This window comes from Phenylobacterium sp. P4_E10, assembly GCF_056401675.1.
Genome location: NZ_JBFUIW010000005.1, coordinates 63,527 through 87,280 on the forward strand (window position 1 = coordinate 63,527; position 23,754 = coordinate 87,280).

22 protein-coding genes are annotated in these 23,754 nt (G+C 68.8%); 11 read left to right on the forward strand and 11 right to left on the reverse strand.

Annotation, left to right across the window (positions count from 1 at the left end; translation table 11 throughout):
* The 3 genes from AC1DQJ_RS07400 to AC1DQJ_RS07410 all read left to right on the forward strand — a co-directional run bounded on the left by AC1DQJ_RS07400 (position 1) and on the right by AC1DQJ_RS07410 (position 3,003).
* Positions 1 to 1,281, forward strand: coding sequence for an HlyC/CorC family transporter (locus tag AC1DQJ_RS07400; RefSeq protein WP_477602185.1), 1,281 nt, complete (start codon positions 1 to 3; stop codon positions 1,279 to 1,281).
* A 91-nt stretch (positions 1,282 to 1,372) separates the two neighbouring features.
* Positions 1,373 to 2,629, forward strand: a complete 1,257-nt coding sequence (locus tag AC1DQJ_RS07405) for a sensor histidine kinase (RefSeq protein ID WP_477601778.1) — start codon at positions 1,373 to 1,375, stop codon at positions 2,627 to 2,629.
* Entirely contained in the window at positions 2,626 to 3,003 is a 378-nt protein-coding gene (locus AC1DQJ_RS07410) for a response regulator (RefSeq protein WP_477601780.1), read from the forward strand. Before AC1DQJ_RS07405 ends, AC1DQJ_RS07410 begins: the two co-directional genes overlap by 4 nt.
* 151 nt (positions 3,004 to 3,154) lie before the next feature.
* Here AC1DQJ_RS07410 and AC1DQJ_RS07415 read toward each other — a convergent pair whose 3' ends face one another.
* The 4 genes from AC1DQJ_RS07415 to AC1DQJ_RS07430 form a co-directional block, all read right to left on the reverse strand.
* Positions 3,155 to 5,419 carry a xanthine dehydrogenase family protein molybdopterin-binding subunit gene (locus tag AC1DQJ_RS07415; RefSeq protein ID WP_477601782.1) on the reverse strand — a complete coding sequence of 755 codons (2,265 nt, stop codon included), beginning with the start codon at positions 5,417 to 5,419 and terminating at the stop codon, positions 3,155 to 3,157.
* Positions 5,416 to 6,369, reverse strand: coding sequence for an FAD binding domain-containing protein (locus AC1DQJ_RS07420; RefSeq protein WP_477601784.1), 954 nt, complete (start codon positions 6,367 to 6,369; stop codon positions 5,416 to 5,418). Before AC1DQJ_RS07420 ends, AC1DQJ_RS07415 begins: the two co-directional genes overlap by 4 nt.
* Positions 6,366 to 6,872, reverse strand: coding sequence for a 2Fe-2S iron-sulfur cluster-binding protein (locus AC1DQJ_RS07425; protein WP_477601786.1), 507 nt, complete (start codon positions 6,870 to 6,872; stop codon positions 6,366 to 6,368). Before AC1DQJ_RS07425 ends, AC1DQJ_RS07420 begins: the two co-directional genes overlap by 4 nt.
* A gap of 156 nt (positions 6,873 to 7,028) precedes the next feature.
* A complete protein-coding gene (locus AC1DQJ_RS07430; protein ID WP_477601788.1) occupies positions 7,029 to 7,304 on the reverse strand; it encodes a BolA family protein in 276 nt (91 codons plus the stop codon).
* 52 nt (positions 7,305 to 7,356) lie between these two features.
* Here AC1DQJ_RS07430 and AC1DQJ_RS07435 point away from each other — a divergent pair, with 52 nt between their 5' ends.
* Positions 7,357 to 8,010 (forward strand): DnaJ domain-containing protein, encoded by a 654-nt coding sequence (locus AC1DQJ_RS07435; RefSeq protein ID WP_477601790.1) that lies wholly within the window; start codon positions 7,357 to 7,359, stop codon positions 8,008 to 8,010.
* A gap of 42 nt (positions 8,011 to 8,052) precedes the next feature.
* Here the strand turns inward: AC1DQJ_RS07435 and AC1DQJ_RS07440 are convergent, their stop codons facing one another.
* Together AC1DQJ_RS07440 and AC1DQJ_RS07445 are read right to left on the reverse strand one after the other, a co-directional pair.
* Positions 8,053 to 9,105 carry a sensor histidine kinase gene (locus AC1DQJ_RS07440; RefSeq protein WP_477601792.1) on the reverse strand — a complete coding sequence of 351 codons (1,053 nt, stop codon included), beginning with the start codon at positions 9,103 to 9,105 and terminating at the stop codon, positions 8,053 to 8,055.
* A 112-nt stretch (positions 9,106 to 9,217) separates the two neighbouring features.
* On the reverse strand, positions 9,218 to 10,081 hold the full coding sequence (locus AC1DQJ_RS07445) for a TauD/TfdA dioxygenase family protein (RefSeq protein ID WP_477601794.1): 864 nt from the start codon (positions 10,079 to 10,081) through the stop codon (positions 9,218 to 9,220).
* A gap of 205 nt (positions 10,082 to 10,286) precedes the next feature.
* On the opposite strand from AC1DQJ_RS07445, the gene cobS reads away from it, so the two are divergent.
* The 3 genes from cobS (at position 10,287) to AC1DQJ_RS07460 (ending at position 14,760) form a co-directional block, all read left to right on the forward strand.
* Positions 10,287 to 11,291 (forward strand): cobaltochelatase subunit CobS, encoded by a 1,005-nt coding sequence (cobS, locus tag AC1DQJ_RS07450; protein WP_477601796.1) that lies wholly within the window; start codon positions 10,287 to 10,289, stop codon positions 11,289 to 11,291.
* Between the two features lie 89 nt (positions 11,292 to 11,380).
* Positions 11,381 to 13,480 (forward strand): ATP-binding protein, encoded by a 2,100-nt coding sequence (locus AC1DQJ_RS07455; RefSeq protein ID WP_477601798.1) that lies wholly within the window; start codon positions 11,381 to 11,383, stop codon positions 13,478 to 13,480.
* Between the two features lie 113 nt (positions 13,481 to 13,593).
* Complete coding sequence (locus AC1DQJ_RS07460) at positions 13,594 to 14,760, forward strand: DUF3089 domain-containing protein (protein ID WP_477601800.1); 1,167 nt, start codon at positions 13,594 to 13,596, stop codon at positions 14,758 to 14,760.
* A gap of 43 nt (positions 14,761 to 14,803) precedes the next feature.
* On the opposite strand, the gene AC1DQJ_RS07465 is transcribed toward AC1DQJ_RS07460, so the two are convergent.
* Positions 14,804 to 14,977 carry a DUF1328 domain-containing protein gene (locus tag AC1DQJ_RS07465; protein WP_477601802.1) on the reverse strand — a complete coding sequence of 58 codons (174 nt, stop codon included), beginning with the start codon at positions 14,975 to 14,977 and terminating at the stop codon, positions 14,804 to 14,806.
* A 319-nt stretch (positions 14,978 to 15,296) separates the two neighbouring features.
* Here AC1DQJ_RS07465 and AC1DQJ_RS07470 point away from each other — a divergent pair, with 319 nt between their 5' ends.
* Both AC1DQJ_RS07470 and AC1DQJ_RS07475 read left to right on the forward strand, forming a co-directional pair.
* Entirely contained in the window at positions 15,297 to 16,004 is a 708-nt protein-coding gene (locus tag AC1DQJ_RS07470) for a glutathione S-transferase N-terminal domain-containing protein (RefSeq protein ID WP_477601804.1), read from the forward strand.
* Positions 16,005 to 16,088: 84 nt separating this feature from the next.
* The gene (locus tag AC1DQJ_RS07475; protein WP_477601806.1) at positions 16,089 to 16,898 is read left to right on the forward strand and encodes a class I SAM-dependent methyltransferase; all 810 of its coding nucleotides are present in this window, start codon (positions 16,089 to 16,091) and stop codon (positions 16,896 to 16,898) included.
* A 113-nt stretch (positions 16,899 to 17,011) separates the two neighbouring features.
* Here AC1DQJ_RS07475 and AC1DQJ_RS07480 read toward each other — a convergent pair whose 3' ends face one another.
* Positions 17,012 to 17,800 carry an OmpA family protein gene (locus AC1DQJ_RS07480; RefSeq protein WP_477601808.1) on the reverse strand — a complete coding sequence of 263 codons (789 nt, stop codon included), beginning with the start codon at positions 17,798 to 17,800 and terminating at the stop codon, positions 17,012 to 17,014.
* Between the two features lie 486 nt (positions 17,801 to 18,286).
* On the opposite strand from AC1DQJ_RS07480, the gene cobT reads away from it, so the two are divergent.
* Both cobT and AC1DQJ_RS07490 read left to right on the forward strand, forming a co-directional pair.
* Positions 18,287 to 20,236 (forward strand): cobaltochelatase subunit CobT, encoded by a 1,950-nt coding sequence (gene cobT, locus AC1DQJ_RS07485; RefSeq protein ID WP_477601810.1) that lies wholly within the window; start codon positions 18,287 to 18,289, stop codon positions 20,234 to 20,236.
* A gap of 146 nt (positions 20,237 to 20,382) precedes the next feature.
* The gene (locus tag AC1DQJ_RS07490; RefSeq protein WP_477601811.1) at positions 20,383 to 21,321 is read left to right on the forward strand and encodes an esterase-like activity of phytase family protein; all 939 of its coding nucleotides are present in this window, start codon (positions 20,383 to 20,385) and stop codon (positions 21,319 to 21,321) included.
* A gap of 169 nt (positions 21,322 to 21,490) precedes the next feature.
* On the opposite strand, the gene AC1DQJ_RS07495 is transcribed toward AC1DQJ_RS07490, so the two are convergent.
* From AC1DQJ_RS07495 to AC1DQJ_RS07505, 3 genes are all read right to left on the reverse strand, one after another.
* Positions 21,491 to 22,420 carry an MBL fold metallo-hydrolase gene (locus AC1DQJ_RS07495; protein WP_477601813.1) on the reverse strand — a complete coding sequence of 310 codons (930 nt, stop codon included), beginning with the start codon at positions 22,418 to 22,420 and terminating at the stop codon, positions 21,491 to 21,493.
* Between the two features lie 111 nt (positions 22,421 to 22,531).
* The gene (gene rpmB, locus AC1DQJ_RS07500; RefSeq protein ID WP_477601815.1) at positions 22,532 to 22,828 is read right to left on the reverse strand and encodes a 50S ribosomal protein L28; all 297 of its coding nucleotides are present in this window, start codon (positions 22,826 to 22,828) and stop codon (positions 22,532 to 22,534) included.
* 355 nt (positions 22,829 to 23,183) lie between these two features.
* Positions 23,184 to 23,753 carry an OmpA family protein gene (locus AC1DQJ_RS07505; RefSeq protein WP_477601817.1) on the reverse strand — a complete coding sequence of 190 codons (570 nt, stop codon included), beginning with the start codon at positions 23,751 to 23,753 and terminating at the stop codon, positions 23,184 to 23,186.
* Position 23,754 lies beyond the last annotated feature (1 nt).

Here is a 23,754-nt window from a genome sequence, read left to right on the forward strand (position 1 = left end):
ATCGTCGCCGTCCTCGCGGGCTTGGCGCCCGCGCTGGTCGTCCTGCTCTCGCTCTCGGGCCTCATCTCCGCGGCCGAAACCTCGATGACCGCCGCCAGCCGCGGCCGGATGCACCAGCTCGAGCGTGAAGGCGACCGCGCCGCCAAGCGGGTCAACGAGATGATGGCCGATCAGGAGAAGATGATCGGCGCCATCCTGCTCTCGAACAATGTCATCAACATCGGGGCCTCGGCCCTGACCACCATGAGCCTGACGGCGGCCTTCCCCGGTCCGGTCGGCGCGCTGATCGCCACGGTGGTGATGACCGTGCTGATCGTCGTGTTCAGCGAGATCCTGCCCAAGACCCTGGCCATCGCCCGCGCCGACGACGTCGCCCGCGCCCTGTCGATCCCCACCTGGTGGGTGGTGCGGATCTTCGGCCCGCTGGCCAACGGCGCCCAGTGGATCGTGCGCCACACCCTGCGCCCGTTCGGCATCAAGCTGTCGATGGAGACCGACGTCCTGGCCGCCCACGAGGAGATCCGCGGGGCAGTCGAGTATCACCACTCGGAGGGCCTGGTGGAGGCCCGCGACCGCCACATGCTGGGCGGGGTGCTCGACCTCTCGGAGATGGACGTCACCCAGGTGATGGTCCACCGCCGCTCGATCTCGATGATCGACGCAGAGCTCTCGGCCAAGGAACTGCTGGCCGAGCTCCTGGAAAGCGGCCACAGCCGCGTGCCGCTCTATCGCGACGAGCCGGAGAACGTGGTCGGCGTGCTGCACGCCAAGGACGTCCTGGCCGCCATGGCCAAGAACGGCGGCGCCCTGGGCGACCTCGACATCCCGGCCCTGGCCCGCGAGCCCTGGTTCATCCCAGAGACCACCTCGCTGAAGGACCAGCTCGCCGGCTTCCTGAAGCGCCAGATCCACTTCGCCCTGGTGGTCGACGAGTACGGCGCTCTTCAGGGCCTGATCACCCTGGAAGACATCCTCGAAGAAATCGTCGGCGAGATCGAGGACGAGCACGACAGCGCCCTGGAAGGCGTGCGCCGCCAGACCGACGGCTCGGTGGTGGTCGATGGCTGGGTGGCGATCCGCGACCTCAACCGCGCGCTGGACTGGCGCCTGCCCGACGACGACGCCGTCACGGTCGCCGGCCTGGTCATCCACGAGGCGCAAACCATCCCCAAGGTCGGCCAGACCTGGACCTTCCATGGTCATCGCTTCCAGGTGGTCCGGCGGGAGCGCAACCAGATCACCGCCCTTAAGGTATCTCCCCCGCAGACTACGACTGAGTAATAGTCTCAAATCGGCAATCACTTGACCGGACCGGCAAAACGACTTTCGGTTGGTTCACGCGAATACGCGACCTGGGGAGGCAGCCGATAAGATGAGCGTGTCCGACACCTCATCCATCGATCTGACGGCGTTCGAAGCGCGGCTGACGGCGCTGCGCACGGCGCTGGCCGAGGAGACCGTGCGCGCCGACACCCTTAACCGCATCGCCGCGGCCATCGGGGCCGGCGGCGACCTTGAGCACATCGTGCAGGCCGTGGTCGACGGCGGGGTGGAGCTGACCGGCGCCGCTTTCGGGGCCTTCTTCTACACCGATGAAAGCCAGGCCGATCACGGGCTGAACCTCTACGCCCTGTCCGGCGCGCCGCGCTCGGCCTTCGACCACTTCCCGATGGTCCGCAAGACCGATGTCTTCGCCCCGACCTTCGATGGCGAGGGCGTCTTCCGCTCGGACGACATCACCGCCGACCCGCGCTATGGCCGCAATGCCCCGCTCCGCGGCATGCCGGTCGGCCACCTGCCAGTGCGCAGCTATCTGGCCGTGCCGGTGATTTCGCGCTCCGGCATGGTCGTCGGCGCCATGCTGTTCGGCCACCCCGAGCCCGGCCGATTCACCGAGCGGCTGGCCGATCTGATGGCCGGGGTCGCCGCCCAGGCCGCCATCGCCATCGACAACGTCCGCCTGCACCAGGCCGCCCTCGCCGAGGTGGAGGAGCGCCGTCTGGCCGAAGACCGCCAGCGCCTGCTGCTCAACGAGCTGAACCACCGGGTGAAGAACACCCTGGCCTCGGTTCAGTCGATCGCCCGACAGACCCTCATGGGCGCCGAAAGCGTCGAGGCGTTCCGCAGCGCCTTCGAGGCCCGGCTGATGGCGCTGTCGCAAACGCACAACCTTTTGACCGCCCAGAATTGGCACGGCGCCGGCCTGTTCGACATCCTCGCCGCCGAGCTTCGCCCCCATGGCGGCGGCCGTCAGGGCGGCGGCGCGCGCTTCACCCTGCTCGGCGACCAGGACGTCAAGCTCAAGCCCAAGGCGGCCGTCGCCCTCGGCATGGCGATTCACGAACTTGCCACCAACGCATTGAAGTATGGTGCGCTTTCGGTCCCCGACGGCCACGTGACGCTGAAGCTTCACCTCCAAGGTCGGGAACCGGACAGACGACTGGTGATCGAGTGGATTGAGTCTGGCGGCCCGGAAGTGGCCAAGCCCGCCCGTAAGGGCTTTGGCAGCCGCCTCCTGGAGCGTGGTCTGGCCGGCGAACTCGCTGGCCGGGTCAGGCTGGACTATCATCCGGCAGGGGTGTCCTGTCGAATGGACCTGCCATTGCACGTCTTGGAGCCCTCGGAATGACCGCTACGACCGATCTGGCAGGGCTGCGCGTCCTCGTCGTCGAGGACGAGATGATGGTCTCGATGCTCATCGAGGACATGCTGGAGGACCTGGGCTGCAAGGTGGTCGGGCCCGCCTCGCGGCTCGACGAGGCCATGGAGCTGGCCAACAGCGCCGAGCTCGACTGCGCGGTGCTCGACGTGAACCTTGGCGGCCAGCCGATCTTCCCGCTGGCCGACCTGCTCCGCGCGAAAGGCGCGCCCTTCGCCTTCGCCACCGGCTACGGCGACGCCGGCCTGCGCGACGCCGACAAGGGCTCGCCGGTCCTGCAGAAACCCTTCCGCGAAGGCGACCTCGCCCGCATCCTTGGCGAACTGCGGCTGAAGACGGTCTGAGCAATCTCTAGGTCCTCCCCTCCTGGGGGAGGTGGCTCGGCGCCTTGCGCCGAGACGGAGGGGGACTGCTCTCAATTTCAGTCACAAGTCCCCCTCAGTCAGCCATTCGGCTGAAAGCTCCCCCAGTGGGGGAGCAATCGCAATCGCTGCCCTACATCCCCTTCGCGATCAGTCCCGCCAGCACCTTGGCCGGGGTCATCGGATAGTCCCGCAGCCGCACGCCGGTGGCGTTGTAGATGGCGTTGGCCACCGCCGCCCCTGCCCCGGCGATGCCCAGCTCGCCGACGCCCTTGATGCCCATCGGGTTGGCCTTGTCGTCGGCCTCGTCCAGGAACATCGAGTCCAGCTCGACGATGTCTGCGTGGACCGGCACCAGGTAGCTGGCCATGTCCTGGTTCACCAGCGAACCGAACCGCGGATCGATCTCGTTGACCTCGGTCAGCGCCGTTCCGACGCCCCAGATCATCCCGCCGGTCATCTGGCTCTTGGCGGTCTTGGCGTTGAGGATCCGCCCCGCCGCGAACACCCCGAACATCCGCCGCAGCCGCACCTCGCCGGTCACGCTGTTGACCCCCACCTCGGCGAAGTGGGCGCCGTAGGTGTGCTGGGAATAGTCGCGCGCGTCCGCCGCCGGGCTGATCGAGCCCTCGACATAGACGCCCTCGGGCTGGGCCCGGGCGACCAGCGCCGCCAGGGTCTCGCTGCGGTTCTCGATGGCGATGACGCCGTTCTCGAAGGTCACGAACTCGGCCGGCCCGCCATAGAGCGGCGAGTTGGGATCGCCCACCGCCAGCTCGGTCAGCGCCCGGCGTAGGTTCATGCCCGCCTCGAACGCCGCCGAACCGGCCGTCGCCGCCCCGAACTGGCCGCCCGATCCGGGCGCCGGCGGGAAGTTGGAATCGCCGATCTCCACCTTCACCTGGGCGAGCGGCACGCCCATCGTTTCGGCGGTGATCTGCGCCAGGATCGTATAGGTCCCGGTGCCGATGTCGGTCATGCCCTGGCGCAGGGTGATGGTCCCGTCGGCGTCGATCCGCACCCCGGCCTTGGCCGGCAGCAGGAAGTTGCCGCGGATCGCGGCCGCCATGCCCATGCCCACCAGCCACTGGCCGTCGCGCACCTGGCCGGGGACCGGATTGCGCCGCTCCCAGCCGAACCGCTGCGCGCCCTCGGTCATGCAGCGCACCAGCTGGCGGATCGAGAACGGCTTGCCGGTCTCCGGATCGACATCAGGCTCGTTGCGGATGCGCAGCTCGATGGGATCGAGGCCCAGCTTCTCAGCCAGTTCGTCCATCGCGCATTCCAGGCTGAGCATGCCCGGCGCCTCGCCCGGCGCCCGCATCGGGCCAGCGTGCGGCAGGTCCATCTGCACCAGCCGATGGCCGGTCAGGCGGTTGGGCGCGGCGTAGAGGTTGCGTGAGAAATTGGCCGCGTGCTCGGTGAAGATCGCCCCGCGCGCGCAGTGCGTCACCGCCTCCACCGCAAAGGCCGTCAGCCGTCCGTCCGGCTGCGCGCCAAGCCGCACCCGCATGCTCACCGCCGGGCGGTGGATGGTGCCGTGGAACATCTGCTGGCGGGTGTAGGCCACCTTCACCGGCCGCCCCAGCGCCCGCGCACCCAGCGCCGCCAAGGTCAGGTCGTCGTAGGACTGCCCCTTCCCGCCGAAACCGCCGCCGATATAGCGGGTCAGCAGGTGCACGTCGGTGCTCGGGATCATCAGGGTCTCGGCCAGGGCGTGCTGCCCACCCTTCACCATCTGGATCGAGGTGTGGACGGTGACCTTCTCGCCTTCCCACCAGGCGATCGTGGCGCAGGGCTCCATCTGCACGTGGTTCTGCAGCGGGCTGAAATAGGTCTCGTCGACGCTGACAGGCGCGGCGGCGTAGGCGCCCGGGAAGTCGCCGATATGCACGTCCTCCTCGTCCGGCGGCAGCTTCGCCTGCTCGAAGCTGGCCTCGAAGTCCACCACCGCCGGCTCTGCCTCGTAGCGCACCTTGACCAGCTCGGCGCCCGCCCGGGCGGCCTCGAAGGTCTCGGCCACGACGATGGCGACGCTCTGACCGAAATACTCGACTCGGTCGTTGGCGAGGGCCGGGGTCGACGCCCGCTGGCTGCGCGGGTTGGCCCGCGTGCCCCGCGGCGCCTGCGCCGGCACGTTCTTGTGCGTCCAGACCAGCAGCACCCCGGGCGCGGCTTCCGCCGCCGAAGCATCGATCTCCGCGATCCGGCCGCGCGGGATCGAAGCCGTCACCAGCACTCCGATCGCCGGCGGCGACGGCGCCTCGGTGTCGTAGGCGTAGGGCGCGGTCCCGGTGACCTTCAGCGCCCCTTCATAGCGGTCGACGCCCTTGCCGATCAGGCCGCTACGGTTCTGGGTGACGGGGTTGGGCTCGGCCCAATCTTTGACGGAGCTCATGCGGTCCTCCGGGTCTTGGCCTCGTCCGCCGCCGCGGCGGCCAGTCGGCCGACCAGAGCGATCTTCAGCGCGGTGCGCTCGGTCCGCTCGGCGCGGCCAAGCTCGGCCTCCGCCGCTTCGGCCGGCGAAGCGCCCGCCGCCAGCGCGTCTTCCATATGGCTCGCCCGCCAGGGCTTGTGCGCCACCGCCCCCAGGGCGACCTGCCCCCCGGCCACCGCCACCATGGCCAGGCCATGGGCGTAGGAGGCCCGGTCCCGGACCTTGTGATAGACCTGCGCGCCTTGCGGCGGCGGCGGCAGCACCACCGCGGTGATCAGCTCTCCGTCCGCCAGCTGCGTCTCCACCTGCGGCGTCTCGCCCGGCAGCAGGTGCAGGTCGGCCACGGAAATCGTCCGCGCCCCGCCCTCAGGCGTCAGGGTCTCCACGCTCGCCCCCAGCGCCGTCAGCGCCACCGCCATGTCGGAGGTGTGGGTGGCGATGCAGGCCGGGCTCGCCCCGAAGATCGCGCCATAGGCGTTCGGCGCGTCCAGGGCGCTGCAGCCCGATCCCGGCTGGCGCTTATTGCAGGGCTTGGTGGTGTCGTAGAAATAGTCGCAGCGGGTCCGCTGCAGCAGGTTGCCCGCCGTCGTCGCCTTGTTGCGCAGCTGTCCCGAAGCGCCCGACAGGATTGCCCGCGCCAGCACCGGATAGCGCTCACGCACCTGCGGATGGGCGGCCAGCTTGCTGTTGGTCATCGCCCCACCGATCTTCAGCCCCCCCTCGGCGGTCGCTTCGATCCCGGCGAACGGCAGCCGCCCGACGTCGACCAGGTGGGTCGGCCGCTCGATTTCCAGCTTCATCAGGTCCAGCAGGTTGGTGCCGCCGGCCAGGAACTTGGCGCCCGGGTTCTCCGCCACCGCCTTGACCGCCGCCAGGGCGTCGGCGGCGCGCTCGTAGGTGAAGGGCTTCATGCGACCTCTCCGGCCAGGTCTCGGATCGCCGCCAGGATCTGCGGATAGGCCGAACAGCGGCAGATGTTGCCGCTCATCCGCTCGCGGATCTCCGCGTCGGTCAGCGCCACCTGGGCTTCGAGGTCCTGCGTTTCCTTGCTGGCCCAGCCGTCGGCGGCCTCCTGCAGCATGCCCACCGCCGAGCAGATCTGGCCCGGCGTGCAATATCCGCACTGGAAGGCGTCGCGCTCCAGGAAGGCCTGCTGCATCGGATGCAGCCGCTCGGGCGTGCCCAAACCCTCGATCGTCGTCACCTGGTCGCCGTCGTGCATGGCCAGGATCGACAGGCACGAATTGATTCGCACCCCGTTCACCAGCACCGTGCACGCCCCGCACTGGCCGTGGTCGCAGCCTTTTTTCGAGCCGGTCAGGCCCAGATGCTCGCGCAGAGCGTCCAGCAGGGTGGTGCGCGGATCGACGTCGAGCGTCCGCTTCTCGCCGTTGACGGTAATCGTGGTCTTCAAAATCGCCTCCCAGAGCGCGTTCCTGGAATCCGGTCTAGCGACCAGAACCCGCTCAATTTTTCCTGTCCTAGTGTGAGCGCTCACACACATGGCGCTCACTTTTCGTTGGCGGAGGCCGGCCGGCTAAGGCGACCTCCGAGGTCTCTCTACAGCTTCCTAGCTATTCTCGCCCGGCGCCAGGGCCTTGAGCGACAAGGCGTGCACCGGTCCGGCAAGTTCCTCGGCGAGCGCCTTGTAGACCATCCGCTGGCGCACCACCTTGGACGCTCCGGCGAAGGCCGTGGATTCAATCAGCAGGTTGAAATGGCTTTCTCCGCCCGGCGTCGCGCCCGAATGGCCGGCGTGCCGATCGGAATCGTCCTCGATCTCCAGACGGGTGGGCGAAAACGCCGCGGTGAGTTTGTGGTGAATGGCCTCAAATATGGCGCCCATCGGAGTGATGTTCAATTCTTGAAAGGGACTCTGGGAGCAGCATACTCGGGCCATGGCCGGCGCGTTTCAATACAAGCCTAAGTTCGTCGATATCCGGGTCCGTCCCCCCTCCGCGGAGGACGACGTCCGGAACGACGATGTCTTTGCGCTCAAGCCCGGGGAACGGGCTTGCGACCATCCGGGCTGCCGGGTGGCGGCGACGGCGCGCGCGCCCAAGTCCCGCGAGATGCTCAACGAGCACTACTGGTTCTGCCAGCCGCACGCGGCCGAATATAACAAGCAGTGGAACTTCTTCGCCGGCATGAGCGAGGGCGAGATTCGCGAACGCCAGGCTCAGAGCTCCACCGGCGACCGGCCGACCTGGCAGTTCAAGGCCAGCAAGTTTTCGCGCGAGGCCGCGGCCTCCGCCCACAACTTCGGCAAGGGCGAGGGCTATGCCGACCCGTTCAGCCTGTTCGGCGCCGGCTCCCACCCGCAACCGAAGGCGGAGACCGCGATCGGCCGCCGGCTTGGCAAGATCGAACGTCACGCCCTGGCTGACCTCGATCTCGACGAGGACGCCGATGGCCCGACCATCCGCGCCCGCTATATCGAGCTGGTCAAGCGCACCCACCCCGACTCCAACGGCGGCGACCGCTCAACCGAGAACAAGCTCCAGCGCGTCATCAAGGCCTACCAGGCCCTGAAGAAGGCCAAGATGGCCTGACCTTGAGGGCGTCCCGGCTTCGGCCGCGGGCCCGCGCCCCCATCATGCCTCCACGGGCATGACGACGCTCACCACCGTGCCGCCGCCGGGCGCGTCGGCGACCTCGAGGCGGCCCGCCAGTTGGCGAGCGTGCAACGCCATCAGCTTGAGCCCGTGCGAGGGCCGGTTCGGGTCGGGTGCGCCACGGCCGACCCCGTTGTCCGCCACGCTCAGCAACAGTCGCCCGTCGTCGCGCCGCAGATCCACCCGCACCTCGCCGCTGCGGTCCGGGAAGGCGTGCTTGTAGCTGTTGCAGAGCGCTTCATTGACCAGCATGCCGAAGGTTGACGCCCGGTCGGAGGCCATCGTCAGGTCCGGCGGCGACACGCTCACCTCAATGCTCACCGACTTCGATCGGTAGGGCGCGCAGAGATCCTCGAGAAAACCGCGCGTCTCGATGCTGGCTCCGCAATCGCGCTGGGTCATGCGGTCGTAGACCGAGGCCAGGACCTGGAGACGCTGACCGGTCCGCACCGCGACCTCCGCCGACGTCAGGCTCGCCTCGCGGCTTTCCAGCGAAGTGACCGCCGCCATGATCAGCAGGTGGTTCTTCACGCGATGTGTCAGCTCCCGGTACAGCACCTCGCGTTCCGCCGCGAAATTCCTGAGGTCCCGCTCCAGGCGCTTCTCGTGTCGCACGTCGCTGCAGGCAAGGACGGCCCCGATGATCCGACCCTGCGCCTCGTGCATGGGAGCGGCGTTGCAAACGACCGGAATGGGCACGCCCCCGACTAGGATTGCGCCTTCCTCGCGGATTACGGTTTCGCCTCCCAGCGCGCGCACCACCGGGCGCTCTTCGTCCCGCAGACGTCGGCCGTCGTCGTCGACCGCGACAAACGTCGAAAAGTGTTCTTCGAGACGGACGTTTTCCAGTTCGGAGCGGGGGCGGCCGATCAGGCGGCTGGCGAATTCGCTGACATAGAGGACGCGGTCGGGAGAGCTGGCGATTACCGAAATTCCCGGCGTGAAGCGCATGATCGCTTCGAGCACGGCGCGGGCATCGTCCGACTCCCACAACCGCTCCAGTTCGGACGCGGTGCGCGGTTCATCGGTCATGGCCGTACGGCGCCTCCCACGCCGTGGGAGAAATCATTCAATCTAAAGATAAAATGCGGCGCGCCCGGAAAGGTTCGGTCCTCGGCGTCCGGGTCTTTGGAGCCGGCGGCTCCTAGACCGGCGCGTCCCCCGCCACCGTCGTGCGGTGCATCACCCGTAGGTGGCCGTCATAGCCGCCCTCAGCGAAGTGGACAGTGCAGCGGTTATCCCACATCAGCAGCATCCCCTGCCGCCACTTGTGGCGATAGAGGAACTCCTCCTGGGTCATGTGCGCGAACAGGAAGCCGAGAACCGCGTGGCCCTCCTTCAGCGTCATGCCCTCGATTCCCACCGTGTAGACCGGGCTGACGAACAGCGCCTTGCGGCCGGTGACCGGATGGGTGCGCACCAGCGGGTGGCTGACCGTCTTGTCGGCCTCCGGCGAGACGATGATCTCCATCGTCCGCTTCTCGGTCTCCTTGGCGAACACCCCCTGCGCGCCATAGGCGCGAGTGGCCGAATGCACCGCCCGCAGCGGCGCCAGCATCGCCTTCATCGTGTCCGACAGCGCCTCGTAGGCCCGCGTGCAGTCGGCGAACAGGGTGTCGCCGCCCACCGGCGGGGTCACCTCCGAGCGCAGCAGGGTGGCGGCCGGCGGCTCCTTCTGGAAGCTCCAGTCCGAGTGCCAGCCGGCTCCGAAATTGGTCGCCTTCTCGTCCGGCTCGCGCCGCAGCTCCAGCACGTTGGGATGGCCGTCCATCGGCTTAATGAACGGATCGACGCCGAACGGCCCGATCTCCAGGGTGAAGGCTTCGAGTTGCTCCAGGCTCAGCGGCTGGTCAGGAAAGGCCAGCACCCCATGCCGGGCCCAGGCGCCGCGCACCGCCTTCAGGGTCGGGCCATCCAGCGGCCGCGACAGGTCAAGACCGGTGACGTGCGCCCCGAACCCGCTCTCCTGAGGGGTGACGGTGACGGCGTCGGCAAGCGCCTGGCCCATGATGGTTTCCTCCGAACTCGGCCGGCGATCCGGCTCTTGCGCGCAACCTTACGCGCCTGCGCGAGCGGACTGCACCATTTCTTGCCAAGCGGACTGCACGCCTTGCACAAATCCGTCTAAGACGACGGGCTCCGGCTTTTGGACGCTACGTCAGCCACAAACAGCCGTTTGCATCGGCCCCGTAACCTTGTAATCGAACCGCGCCATGACCTCTTTTGCCAATACGCAAGACGACAAGCTCATCGCCCTGGTGCCGGACAAGAAAGTGTCCGTCCGCGACACCTTTGGCGTCGACGTCGACATGACCGTGCCGGCGTTTTCCGAGCGCGACGCCCACGTTCCGGATATCGACGCGGCCTATAAGTTCGACCCGGAGACCACCAAGGCCATCTGCGCAGGCTTCGCCTACGACCGTCGCGTGATGGTCCAGGGCTATCACGGCACCGGCAAGTCGACCCACATCGAGCAGGTCGCCGCGCGCCTCAACTGGCCGCTGATCCGCGTCAACCTCGACAGCCACGTCTCGCGTATCGACCTGGTCGGCAAGGACGCCATCGTCCTGAAGGACGGCAAGCAGGTCACCGAATTCCGCGAAGGCATCCTGCCCTGGTCGATCCAGCGCCCCGTGGCCCTGGTGTTCGACGAGTACGACGCCGGCCGCCCGGACGTGATGTTCGTCATCCAGCGCATCCTGGAAGCCCAGGGCAAGCTGACCCTGCTCGACCAGAACCGCGTCATCCGCCCGAACCCGTTCTTCCGGCTGTTCTCCACGACCAACACCATCGGTCTGGGCGACACCACCGGCCTCTATCACGGCACCCAGCAGATCAACCAAGGTCAGATGGACCGCTGGTCGATCGTCACCACGCTGAACTACCTGCCGCACGACGTCGAAGCCGAGATCGTCCTGGCCAAGTCGCCGCACTACGACACGCCGGAAGGCAAGCGCACCATCGCCGCGATGGTCCGCGTGGCCGACATGACCCGCAACGCCTTCATGAACGGCGACATCTCGACCGTCATGAGCCCGCGGACCGTGATCACCTGGGCCCAGAACGCCGAGATCTTCGGCGGCGACCTGGCCTTCGCCTTCCGCCTGACCTTCCTGAACAAGTGCGACGAACTCGAACGCGGCGCGGTGGCCGAATTCTTCCAGCGCGCCTTCGGTCAGGACCTGCCGGAATCCACGGCGCGCGTGCGCGTCGCCTAAGCTGACGCGCACGTAACACCCTGGGGCGGGTTGTCGCACTTGGGGTAGAATTCACAGTTTGATAGCGGGGGTCTCGCGATACCTCGGCCATGCCCGGCGTCGCGAGATCCAGCCTGACCCGCAACCGGCGCGCGATCAATCGGATCGGTGCGCTGGCCGCAGCCATCATCGTTGTCCTGGCCGGCGGCGGCCTTGGCCTGCTGCACTATTCCGCCCAGGCCGTCGACAAGGCCAACGCGCTCGAAGAGCGGGCGTTGATCTCCAACTACATGCGCGAGCGCGAGCACGAGCTGGTGGGCCAGGTCATCTCGGCCTCGATCTGGGACGACGCCTATACCCGCCTGTCGCCGCGCGTCGATCCTGAGTGGGCCGACCTCTATGTCGGCAGCTACTTCGAAACCTACATGCGCCACGCCGCCTCCTTCGTGCTCGATGGCGCCGACCGGCCGGTCTACGCCTGGCGTGACGGCAGCCGCATTCGGCCGCAGGCCGACGAGGCCATTCTGCGCGGCGCCGCGCCGCTGGTCGCCTCGCTGCGCGAACTTGAGCGCTCCCGCGGCGAGGCCCGCCGCCGCGGCCTGGCCGGCACCGTCACCAAGACCGGGATCATCCATGGGGACGACGCCTTCTACCTGGTGGTCGTCGCCAATGTGGTGCCCGAGACCTCGAGGGTGCAGCCGCGCCCCGAGGCCGACCACCTGCTGGTCACCGCCCGGCGCATCGACGGCCCGTTCCTGGCCAACCTGGCCCGCGACCTACGGGTCAGCGACGTGCGCCTGACCGCGGTCCGCTTAGGCGGCGGCCTGCCGATCCTCGCCGCCGACGGCCGCCAGATCGGCGCCCTGACCTGGACGCCCAAGGCCGTCGCTTCGGCCGCCATGCAGCGGGCCACCCTGTTCTACGTGCTGGGCGTCGGAACCCTGCTGCTCGCCGTCCTGGTCCTGGCCGCCCGCATTCGCACCGTGCTGGAGGCGATGACCCGCAACGAGCGCGCCCTGCAGAGCGCCATGGCCGAACTGGTCCAGGCCCGTGACCAGGCCGACGCCGCCAGCGTCGCCAAGTCCCAGTTCCTGGCCAATATGAGCCACGAGATCCGCACCCCGCTGAACGGCATTCTCGGCATGACCCAGATCATGTCCGGCGACACGTTGGCCGAGCGCCAGCGCGAGCGGCTGGAGGTGGTGCGCGAGTCCGGCCAGACCCTGCTGACCGTGCTCAACGACATCCTCGACATCTCCAAGATCGAGGCCGGCCGTCTGGAGATCGACAACCACGAGTTCGATCTCGTGGCCGCCGTCCAGGCCGCCTGCGGTCCGTTCGAGAACCTCGCTTGTCAGAAGGACGTCGATTTCCGCATCGAGATCGACGAGGCCGCGCGCGGGGTCTGGTACGGCGACGGCGTGCGCCTGCGCCAGGTGCTGGCCAACCTCGCCTCGAACGCCGTGAAATTCACCGCCCAGGGCCAGATCGTGGTTCGCGTGAGCCGCGTCGGCTCGGCGCTCAGCATCGCCGTGCGCGACACCGGCATCGGCATCCCCCAATCGCGCCACGCCGATCTGTTCGAGAAGTTCAGCCAGGTCGACGCCACCACCACCCGCAAGTTCGGCGGCACCGGGCTCGGCCTGGCGATCAGCCGCGAACTGGTCGACCTGATGGGCGGGGCCATGACCGTCGACAGCCACGAAAGCCAGGGCTCGACCTTCACCGTCCTGCTGCCGCTGGAACGCCGCGGCGCCGCCGTCGCCCCCGCCATGGCCCCGGCCGGCCATGTCGCCGCCGCCCGCGAAGGTCGCCTGCGCGTCCTGGCCGCCGAGGACAACCCGACCAATCAGCTGGTGCTGGCCGCCATGCTCGAGCCGTTCGAGATCGACCTCACCCTGGCCGACAACGGCGCCGAAGCGGTCGACGCCTTCTTCGCCGGCCAGTTCGACTTGATCCTGATGGACGTGCAGATGCCGGTGATGAACGGCGTTGAAGCCACCGCCGCCATCCGCCGGCTGGAGGCCGAGCGCGGTCTCGCGCCCACCCCGATCCTGGCGCTCTCGGCCAATGTCATGAGCCATCAGGTGGCCGAGTACCTCGCCGCCGGCATGAACGGCTTCATCCCCAAGCCGATCGAGACCACTCGCCTGCTGACCGCCATCGACGAAGCTCTCGAACCCGCCGCGCCGGAAAAGCTCCGCGCGTAAATCCTTCCTTCCCTGCGAACCGGGGGAGGAAAATTCCTTGCGGCACTGGACCCGACCCCATCCCCCGCGCCATGTTCCGCCCCATTGCGAATAATAGATTCCTTGGGGGAAACATGTTCCGTGCCTTACTCGCGGCCAGCGCCGCGGGCCTTATGATTTCCGCGATCGCCGCGCCCGCCGCCGCCCAGTCGCAGCCTGCTCCGGCCCGTAACGACTACTCGAAGGCTGAGAACTGGCTTTGCTGGCCGGGCCGCGCCGACGCCTGCGCCGTCGACAACACCGCCACCGTGGTCAAGGCCGACGGCTCGGTCGCCAAGGAGACCTGGGCGGCCAATCCCAACGCGCCGATCGACTGCTTCTACGTCTATCCGACCGTCTCCATGGACCCGGGCGTGATTTCCGACATGACCCCCAACGCCGAAGAGCGCCGGGTGGTCGACCAGCAACTGGCCCGCTTCGGCGCCAAGTGCCGGGTCTATGCGCCGATGTACCGGCAGTTCACCCTGACCGCCCTGCGCGCCGCCATCGTCGGCGGCCCGGCCGCGGCCGCCCTCGCCGGCCCGCGCCCCAACACCGGCTACACCGACGTGGTCGACGCCTGGAACCACTACCTGGCCCACGAGAACAAGGGCCGCGGCGTGGTGCTGATCGGGCATAGCCAGGGCTCGGGCGTCCTCACCCAGCTCATCGCTAGCGAGATCGATGGCAAGCCGGCTCAGAAGCAGCTCGTCTCGGCCCTGCTGCTCGGAACCAACCTGCCGGTCGAGAAGGGCAAGGACACCGGGGCCTTCAAGTCGATCCCGCTCTGCCATTCGGCCGATCAGACCGGCTGCGCGCTGGCCTATGTCAGCTTCCTGGAAGCCGCCCCGCCGCCGGCCAACTCCCGGTTCGGCAAGCCGCGTGAGCCCAATTCGCCGATGGAGGCCGCCTGCGTGAACCCGGCCGACCTCACCGGCGGCAAGGGCGAGCTGCGCAGCTACCTGGCCGCCGCCACCAACGGCAACGCCCCGGCCGACTGGGCCAAGGGCGTCAATGTCGAGACCCCGTTCGTCTCGGTCCCCGGCCTGCTGTCGGCGCGCTGCGTCAACGCCGGCGGATTCAACTATCTGGCGGTGAGCGTCAACGGCGACCCGGCCGACCCGCGCATCGACATCCTGAAGCCCGGCGCGGTCACCCCGGACTGGGGTCTGCACTTGGTCGACGTGAACATCGCCATGGGCAACCTGGTCGACCTGGTCGACAGCCAGACCAAGGCCTACCTGGCGAAGGCGGCGGACTGACGCGCTGATCTCCTCCCCCGCCCAGGCGGGGGAGGAACTTGGCCTAGGTGATCTTCCGCCCGGCCATGAAGCCGAGCACCAGGAACACCGCGAAGCCGATCAGGAACACGAAGAACAGGATCTTGGCGATCCCGGCCGCCGCGCCGGCGACGCCGCCAAACCCGAGAGCGCCGGCGATCAGAGCGACGACGGCGAAGATAAGCGCCCATTTCAACATAGGAATCTCCTCATCTGCTGAGGACCGAACGCGGGCAGAGCGGCGCCGTTCCGCCGAGCGCCCGCCCCGCGAACCTGCTACCTTGGCCCGAGATCACCGACATCCACGCCGCCATCGCGCTGCTGCACGCCAGGGGCGTCGCCTTCGAACGCTTCCCTGGCATGGAGCAGGACGTCGACGGCGTCTGGACCCCGCCCGGCGGGAGCGCCGGCGTCTGCTGGTTCAAGGATCCTGACGGCAACCTGCTCTCGCTCACCGGGGGCTAGCGGCGCGCGGTCAACACCCATACATGCGCTCTCCACAGTTGCAGGAGAGTCCCGTGTCGCCAGCCCTTGCCGAGTTCCCGATCACGTCCCGCTGGCCGGCCCAGTATCCAGACCGCCTGCAGCTTTACTCCCTGCCCACGCCCAACGGCGTGAAGGTGTCGATCATGCTGGAGGAGATCGGCCTCCCCTACGAGCCGCACCTGGTCAACTTCGGAACCGACGACCAGAAGACGCCGGAGTTCCTGTCGCTCAATCCCAACGGCAAGATCCCGGCGATCCTCGACCCCGACGGCCCGGGCGGAAAGCCGCTGGCCCTGTTCGAGTCCGGCGCCATCCTGATCTACCTGGCCGAGAAGACCGGCCAGCTGCTGCCCGCCGACCCGGCCGCCCGCTACGAGACCCTCGAGTGGCTGATGTTCCAGATGGGCGGCGTCGGCCCGATGTTCGGCCAGCTCGGCTTCTTCAATAAGTTCGCCGGCCGCGAATACGAGGACAAGCGCCCCCTGGAGCGCTACCGCGCCGAGTCCGAGCGCCTGCTGAAGGTGCTCGAGACCCGCCTGGCCGGCCGCACGTGGATCATGGGCGATGACTACACCATCGCCGACATCTCGCTGCTCGGCTGGGTGCGCAACCTGATCGGCTTCTACGAGGCCCGCGAGATCGTCGGCTTCGACCAGCTCGTCCACGTCCCGGCGTGGCTGGAGCGCGGCCTGGCCCGCCCCGCCGTCCAGCGCGGCCTGACCATCCCAGGGCGCAGCTAGGCTCCGGGCTCAGGCCGAGCCCCCAATTCCCTCGGTCGCATATCGCTGTTATCAACAGCGCCGCTACTGAGGGAGCCTCCGACCATGAATCCGAACAAAGCCCTTTGGGAAAAAGGCGACTTCACCCGCCTGGCCGCGAACATGCGCGAAAGCGGCGATGAGCTGATCGAGGGACTGGGCGTCGGCCCCGGCATGGACGTCCTCGACCTCGGCTGCGGCGACGGCACCACCGCCCTCCCCGCGGCCCGCCGCGGCGCCAAGGTCACCGGCATCGACATCGCCGCCAACCTTGTCGCGGCCGGCCAGAAGCGCGCTGAGGCCGAAGGCCTGTCGAACCTCAGCTTCCAGGAGGGCGACGCCTCCAACCTCGAGGGCGTGGCCGACGACAGCTTCGACCTCACGGTCAGCATCTTCGGCGCGATGTTCGCGCCCAAGCCGTTCGACGTCGCCAAGGAGATGGTCCGCGTCACCAAGCCGGGCGGCCGCATCGTCATGGGCAACTGGATCCCCGGCGACCCAACCCTGGTGGCCCAGGTCCTGAAAATCTCGGGCGCCTACACCCCGCCGCCGCCGGAAGGCTTCATCAGCCCGGTCACCTGGGGCGTCGAGGACAATGTTCGCGAACGCTTCGGCCAGGCCGGGATCGCCGCCGACAAGATCACCTGCGAGCGCGCCACCTACACCTTCCGCTATCCGGGCTCGCCGGCCGACCTCCTGGCCGTGTTCCGCGACTTCTACGGCCCGACCATGAACGCCTTCGAAGCCGCCGAGAAGGACGGCCGCCGCGCCGACCTGCAGGCCGAGCTCGAAGCCCTGTTCACGGCCCAGAACAAGGGCGACGCCACCCGCACCGAGATCCCGGCGACCTACCTCAAGGTGACCGTCCAGACCTGACGGGTTTTTTCCTCCCTGGCTCATTTTCCTCCCCCATCCTGATGGGGGAGGGGGACCGTCGAAGCCGGTGGAGGGGGCGAGACCGGGCGCTGAGCTTGCCGCCCGCCCCGGCGCTACTGCGGCTTCGCCGACTTGTTGACCGCGAGCGTCACGGTCACCCGGCGGGCGTCGGCCGCGTCCTTGGGCGGATCGGGATCCTGCGCCACTGGCGCGGAGCCCAGCGCGGCCGCGGGAATGAACTTTTCAGGCGTGATGCCGGCCGACTGCATCAGGTAGGTCTTCACGGCCGCCGCCCGGGCCGCGCTCAGCCGCTGATTGGCGGCGGCGTTGCCCGACGGGTCGGCCCGGCCGACCACCGCCACTCGGTAGGCGCCCTTGATCGCCTTGGCGTCGCTCGCAATGGCCTGCAGATCCTTCTTGCCCTGCTCCGAGATCGCGGCGCTACCGACCGGGAAGTACACCTTCGTGCGCCCCGCCGCCGTCAGCATGCCGATATTGTCGATGCGTTCGGAGTTCTCGGTGACCCGCTCATCGGTGCTGGCCAGGCCCGCCCCGATCTGCTGCGCGGTCTTCAGGTCGCTGTTCTTGAAGGTGACTTCCGACGCGGTCAGGACCGAGCCCTCCTGCGTCGTGACGATCTCGACCGGCAGGCCGCGGATCAGGTCGGTCTGGGCGCGGTCATCGCCCCGGATGCCCAGGGCGCCGGAGGTCCCGCGGACCTTGGTCGAGGGGGTCAGGGCGACAGGCGTGTCGCCGGCGCTGCTGCGGACGACGATCGTCGACCCGTCGTGCGAGATGATCAGTCCCTTGAGCGGTTCGCTCTGGCCCAGCGCGATGCCGGGCGCGAGCGCCATGGCCGCGCCGAACATCAAGGCCGCACGCCAGTTGCTGGTTGTCTTCATGGCCGGCTTTCCCATCGCCGACGCCCCAAAGTCCCGGCCCCATCGGAGGCCGCGGCAGCGCCGCTTGGCCTGCAGCAAAGCTCCGCCTGGAGCATGGCGGTATCCGGTGAGCCCCCTAGATGTTGCACCCCAGAACCCGGATCAGGGCGGCGAAGGCCGGGACCGCGATCCTTTCCTCCCCTGCGAGCGGGGTAGGGGGACCACGCGCAGCGTGGTGGAGGGGGCGAGCGGCAAGCTCGGCGCCTAGTCTCCCCGCGCGGTCCCCCTCCCCATCAGGATGGGGGAGGAAAAGGAGCTACCTCCCCGCTCATCCGGGGGGAGGCCGGGACCCAGTCTAGAGTCCCGCCCTCAACCACGAACCCCACGAAAAGCACGCCCCCCTTCGCGCAGACCGGGGACGCCACGGCGTCCCCGGTTTCTATCTCCCCCAACGTCACCCCCACTTCCCTCTCGCGCACCGCGAACCGTCGTTCTAAATGAAGCCCCATGGCCAAGAACCCGGAAAGCCCCGTCGAGCCCTTCAAGCGCGCCCTGGCCTTCGCCGCGCGCTCGCTGGCTGAGAAGCCCGACCTGGAAGTCGTCTATTCGGGCGAGGGCCCGCAGCTGTCGGGCAACCGCGCGGTGTTGCCGCATCCGCCGCGCGACCTGACCCCGGCCGACGCCGCGCGCATCCGCGGCCTGGCCGACCAGATGGCCCTGCGCCTGGCCCACCACGACATCGCCGCCCACGCCAAGGGCCGGCCCGCCTCGGCGCTCGGCGCGCCGATCTACGACGCCCTGGAGCAGGCCCGCATCGAGGCGGTCGGCGCCAACGCGCTGGGCGGCGTGAAGGCCAACCTGCGCGCCGTGCACGAGCACGCCTGGGCCAAGAAGCCGCTGAACCAGCTGGAGGCCCTGGCCAACCCGCCGATGGCCGACGTGGTCGCCCTGATGGCCCGCGAGCGGATGACCGGCGAGCCGCCGCCCGCCATGGCCAAGCCGCTGGTCGACCTCTTCCGCGCCGAGGTCGAGAGCAAGGCCGGCGCCGATCTCGACCGGCTGGTCGAAGCGTTCGGCGACCAGAAGGCGTTCGCCAAGATCGCCCGCACCATTCTGCGCGACCTGTCGATGGGCGATGACCTCAGCGACGCCCCCGATCAGGCCGACGAGGAAGGCGACAGCGAGGACGGCGAGGCCGAGAGCCAGGACGACGGCGACGAGGGCGAAGGCGAAGGCCAGTCGCCCCAGCAGACCGCCATGGACGAGAACGAGGCGAGCCATCGCGAGAGCGAGGACGCCGACAGCCAGATGATGCAGGCGGAGGATGATCCCAACGCCGAGGACACCGACGAGCCGCCGGAGATGGGCGAGGGCGAGCAGCCCGCCCGTCCCGACCTGAAGGGCGACGCCAAGGTCGCCACCTACAAGGTGTTCACCACCGCCCATGACGAGATCGTCGCCGCCGAGGAGCTCTGCGACGCCGAGGAGCTGACCCGCCTGCGCGCCTATCTGGACCAGCAGTTGGCCAGCCTCTCCAGCGTGGTCTCGCGCCTGGCCAACAAGCTGCAACGCAAGCTGATGGCCCAGCAGAATCGCTCCTGGAGCTTCGACCTGGAGGAAGGGATCCTCGACACCGCGCGGCTGACCCGGGTGATCACCGACCCGACCGCCTCGCTGGCCTTCAAGGAAGAGGAAGACACCGAGTTCCGCGACACGGTGGTCACCATCCTGATCGACAATTCCGGCTCGATGCGCGGTCGCCCGATCATGGTCGCCGCGGTCTGCGCCGACATCCTGGCCCGCACGCTGGAGCGCTGCGGGGTCAAGACCGAGATCCTCGGCTTCACCACGAGAGCCTGGAAGGGCGGCTCCTCGCGCGAGGACTGGCTGAAGGCCGGCAAGCCGGCCCAGCCCGGCCGCCTCAACGACCTGCGCCACATCATCTACAAGGCCGCCGACGCCCCCTGGCGCCGGGCCCGCCGCAACCTCGGCCTGATGATGCGCGAGGGCCTGCTGAAGGAGAACATCGACGGCGAGGCGCTGATGTGGGCGCACCAGCGGCTGATCGGCCGCTCGGAGGCGCGCCGCATCCTGATGGTCATCTCCGACGGGGCCCCGGTCGACGACTCGACCCTGTCGGTGAACTCCGGCCACTACCTCGAGCGCCACCTGCGCGAGGTGATCACCGAGATCGAAAACAAGAGCCCGGTGCAGCTGATCGCCATCGGCATCGGCCACGACGTGACCCGCTACTATCGCCGCGCGGTGACCATCGTCGACGTCGAGCAACTGGCCGGGGTCATCGTCGACCAGCTGGCCGAGCTGTTCGACGAGGAGGTCCGCAAGGTCACCCGCAAGAACGCCAACCTGCTCGCGCCGCCGCCCAGCACCCAAGGCCCGCAAGGCGGCGCCGCCCGCCGCTCGACCTTCAAGGAAGTCCGGAGAGCCGTGGCGTGAGGCTCGGTCGGGCGACGCCAGTTCCTCCCCTCTTGGGGGAGGTGGATCGGCGCGCTGCGCCGAGACGGAGGGGGACTGCTCTCATGTCCTTCAAAGTCCCCCTCAGTCGGCCATTCGGCCGCCAGCTCCCCCAGTGGGGGAGCATCTTGCTGGTCTCCGCCGCCCTAACCGCCTGCGCCCAGGCCGCGCCCCGGCCCGATCGGCCGGTCGCTGCCGGCCCGGCCATCGGCGTCGTCGCCACGCCCGTGCCGCTCAATCCGCAGGACGCGGCCCAGGACCATATCGGCGCCTTCCGCTTCGCCGGCGGCCTGGCGCTCTCCTCGCCCGACACCGCCCGCCTTCACGGCCTCTCGGACATGGCCATCACGAACGGCCGCGACCTGACCATCGTCAGCGACGAAGGCGACCTGGTCCACGCCCGTCTGGTGCTCGACGCGTCCGGTCGCCTGGTCGGGCTGAAGGACGCCAAGCTCACCGCCCTGCCTGGCGAGGACGGCAAGCCGCTGCCCGGCAAGCAGGAGGCCGACTCCGAAGGCCTCGCCCTGCTGGCCAATGGCGACATGCTGGTCAGCTTCGAGCAGCGCCACCGCATCTGGATCTATCCGGCCGCCGGCGGCCCGCCGCGCCCGGTCCCCTCGCCCGACGCGACCTTCCCGGCCAACGGCGGCATGGAGGCGCTCGGCCCCGACCCTGCCGCCGGTCCCGACGCCTATGTGGTCGGCGGCGAGGACAGCGGCCAGACCTGGACCTGCAAGCTCGCGTCCGGCTGCACGCCCGGCCCATCCATCACCAAGCCGGAGGGCTTTGGCCTGGTCGCCGTCGCCCGCCTGCCGCAGGCGCGCACCGCCTGGCTTCTGCGCGCCTGGGATCCGCTGCGCGGCAGCCGCGTGACCCTAACCATCCAGGACGCCAAGGGCGCCGAGCTCGGCCGCCTGGACCTGGCCCGCCCCTACAGCGTCGACAACTTCGAGGCCCTGGCCGCGGTGCCGGCCAACGACGGATCGGTGCGATTCTACCTGCTGTCGGACGACAACTTCCAAAGCGTCCAGCGCACCCTGCTGCTGGCGTTCGACTGGACGCCCTAGCCTAGGCTGTCTTCCCGCTATCGGCGGCTTCCTGCCATTCCTGGCGCAGAACCTGCCGATCGCCCCGCTATCGGCAGCAAAACCCGCCCTATCGGCAGGGGGGCCGATGGCCGATCGGCAGATTCGGGGGTTATCGGGATGGCCGAGCCTCGCCCTGCCGATCGACGCCCTAGGCCCGCGGAGCCTCGGGAACCCATACGAATCCCTCGCCCTGCGCCTTCACCCGGCCCAGCCCCGGATAGGGGAAGTGCACCGCGTAGAGCCGCAGATTTTCCGCCGCGGCCCGCTGCAGGAAGTTGCGCCGGCTGGCCTGGGCCGCCGCCGCGTCGCCGTCGTAGTCGATCGTCCACTCCGGCTTGCCGACCGAGATCACCGAGTGGTGGGCCGTGTCGCCGATATAGATCAGCCGCTCGCCGCCGGAGCTGATCTCATAGGCGCTGTGGCCGGGCGTGTGGCCGGTGACCTCGAGCGCGCTGACCAGCCCAGGCAGGATCACTGCGCCCGGATGGAAGGCGGTGACGTTCGGGGTCATGACGCTGACCAGCCCCGCCTGGCTGGGATTGGCCTTCATCGCCGCCCACTCCGGTGCGGAGATGTGGATCGTCGCGTTCGGAAAGGCCAGCGCGCCGTCGGGTCCCGTCAGCCCGCCAACATGGTCCGGATGGCCGTGGGAGATGAAGATGTCGGTGACCTGGGCCGGCTCAATCCCTGCTGCGCGCAGCGATTCGATCAGCCGGCCGCCCTGGGCGAAGTCGACCCGCGCCGCGCCGGTGTCGAACAACAGCACCTGATCGCCGCTGCGGACCATCAGCGGCTGGATGCTGAGCTCCAGCGAATCTGTCGCCAGGCCGGCGGCCTGCAGCACCGCGGCGACGTCGTTGGGCGGACGGCCGAGGCCAAAGGTCTTGCCGTCGTTGGGAACCTTGATCGTCCCGTCCAGCAGCGCGGCGGCGTCCAGCGCTCCGATCTTGAACCGGGCCACCGGATTCGCGGACAGTTTCGCCGCGGGCGAGGCGGCCGGTTCCTGCTTGGCCGGCTCGGGCGAGCAGGCGACGAGCGCGAGAACGGCGCTGAGAGCGAGGGCGACTTGGGTGTTCATGGCGCAGCTCCGTCAGGCGATGCTGGAACGGCCAGCTTGACAGGACTGCGGGCAAACAAAAAGGCCGCCCCGAAGGACGGCCTTTCCGAAATTCTGAAAGCCTTGTGGGGCTTAGGCCGCGGCTTGCGTCGCGAGCTTCGCCTTCAGCTGGCGCTTGATCTTCAGGGCGCGCGGCGAGAGCTGCTCGTCGCGAGCGCCGACCAGGAACACGTCCAGGCCGCCCTTGAAGTCCAGGGTGCGCAGCGCGGCGTTGGTGATGCGCAGCTTGAAGGACTGGCCCAGCGCGTCCGACTGGAGCGTGGCGGGCGAAAGGGCCGGCAAGAAGCGGCGCTTCGTCTTGATGTTCGAGTGGCTGACGTTGTGGCCGACCATGGGACCGACACCGGTGAGTTCGCAACGACGCGACATGGCTTTATGACCTACGCGAGAAAGAGATGTGCGGCGGGCGGACCCGCGCGAGGAGCCGGCGATATAGTCGAAAGGCCTGTCCGGCGTCAAGGCGGCGGCGCCGTTAGTTGTTGAATTGAGACTCTTTCCGTCCGGCGGTCCGACCGCGCCGCCCAGGCAGGGCCGAGCCGAATTGTGGTCCAACGAGCTTCAGGTACAATAGCTGGTAGGGAACAAACACTGAATCGGCGCGAGTCGCTGATTCGGTCACCCTTCGTTTCGCCCGTGTTCCGGGAGCTCGCCCGGCGAGCGAACTTCGTTCGGTGAGCAGACTCGGAAAGCTCCGCCGCGCAGGGCGGAGCTCCCGAAACAACCTCTAGGACAGCACCACCACCACGACCCGGCGGTTCGCCGCGCGTCCGGCCGAGGTGTTGTTGGGCGCCACCGGGGCGTCCTCGCCATAGGAGATGGTCGCCAGCCGGTTCAGGGCCACGCCCTGCCGATTGAGGAACACGCGCACCGCCTCGGCCCGCTCGGCCCCCAGGCGCATGTTGTTCGCGGCGGCGCCGGTGTCGTCGGTGTGGCCCTGCACCTCGATATAGACGTTGCGGTTGTCGCTCTTCAGCCGTTCGGCCAGGGCGGTCAGCCGCGTCTGCGCCTCGGGCGACAGCGTCGCCTGGCCGCTCGGGAACTTCAGCGCGTCATCCGACATCACCACCGAATAGAGGAACTTGCCCTCGGCCAGCTTGCCCGCCGCCTTGGCGCGCTCGAGCGCTTCCTGGGCCGTGCCCTCGACGGCGGTCAGCCGCGTACCGTGCTCGGCGACCTTGCCGCCGACCGCGCCCACCTGCTCGTTGACGTACTTTTCCGTCGCGCAGCCCCCGAGCCCGAAGGTCGCGATCGCCAGGGCGCTCAACGCCGCCCCATGATTCCTGGTGATTTTCATA

Bases quoted from the DNA above. Each gene is read 5' to 3' on its own strand.
- AC1DQJ_RS07475 (WP_477601806.1), top strand. From the start codon at position 16,089: ATGAATCCGAACAAAGCCCTTTGGGAAAAAGGCGACTTCACCCGCCTG.
- AC1DQJ_RS07435 (WP_477601790.1), top strand. From the start codon at position 7,357: ATGGCCGGCGCGTTTCAATACAAGCCTAAGTTCGTCGATATCCGGGTC.
- AC1DQJ_RS07445 (WP_477601794.1), bottom strand. From the start codon at position 10,081: ATGGGCCAGGCGCTTGCCGACGCCGTCACCGTCACCCCTCAGGAGAGC.
- AC1DQJ_RS07480 (WP_477601808.1), bottom strand. From the start codon at position 17,800: ATGAAGACAACCAGCAACTGGCGTGCGGCCTTGATGTTCGGCGCGGCC.
- AC1DQJ_RS07505 (WP_477601817.1), bottom strand. From the start codon at position 23,753: ATGAAAATCACCAGGAATCATGGGGCGGCGTTGAGCGCCCTGGCGATC.
- AC1DQJ_RS07415 (WP_477601782.1), bottom strand. From the start codon at position 5,419: ATGAGCTCCGTCAAAGATTGGGCCGAGCCCAACCCCGTCACCCAGAAC.
- cobS (WP_477601796.1), top strand. From the start codon at position 10,287: ATGACCTCTTTTGCCAATACGCAAGACGACAAGCTCATCGCCCTGGTG.
- AC1DQJ_RS07460 (WP_477601800.1), top strand. From the start codon at position 13,594: ATGTTCCGTGCCTTACTCGCGGCCAGCGCCGCGGGCCTTATGATTTCC.
- AC1DQJ_RS07410 (WP_477601780.1), top strand. From the start codon at position 2,626: ATGACCGCTACGACCGATCTGGCAGGGCTGCGCGTCCTCGTCGTCGAG.
- cobT (WP_477601810.1), top strand. From the start codon at position 18,287: ATGGCCAAGAACCCGGAAAGCCCCGTCGAGCCCTTCAAGCGCGCCCTG.
- AC1DQJ_RS07420 (WP_477601784.1), bottom strand. From the start codon at position 6,369: ATGAAGCCCTTCACCTACGAGCGCGCCGCCGACGCCCTGGCGGCGGTC.
- AC1DQJ_RS07405 (WP_477601778.1), top strand. From the start codon at position 1,373: ATGAGCGTGTCCGACACCTCATCCATCGATCTGACGGCGTTCGAAGCG.
- AC1DQJ_RS07440 (WP_477601792.1), bottom strand. From the start codon at position 9,105: ATGACCGATGAACCGCGCACCGCGTCCGAACTGGAGCGGTTGTGGGAG.
- rpmB (WP_477601815.1), bottom strand. From the start codon at position 22,828: ATGTCGCGTCGTTGCGAACTCACCGGTGTCGGTCCCATGGTCGGCCAC.
- AC1DQJ_RS07465 (WP_477601802.1), bottom strand. From the start codon at position 14,977: ATGTTGAAATGGGCGCTTATCTTCGCCGTCGTCGCTCTGATCGCCGGC.
- AC1DQJ_RS07430 (WP_477601788.1), bottom strand. From the start codon at position 7,304: ATGGGCGCCATATTTGAGGCCATTCACCACAAACTCACCGCGGCGTTT.
- AC1DQJ_RS07455 (WP_477601798.1), top strand. From the start codon at position 11,381: ATGCCCGGCGTCGCGAGATCCAGCCTGACCCGCAACCGGCGCGCGATC.
- AC1DQJ_RS07495 (WP_477601813.1), bottom strand. From the start codon at position 22,420: ATGAACACCCAAGTCGCCCTCGCTCTCAGCGCCGTTCTCGCGCTCGTC.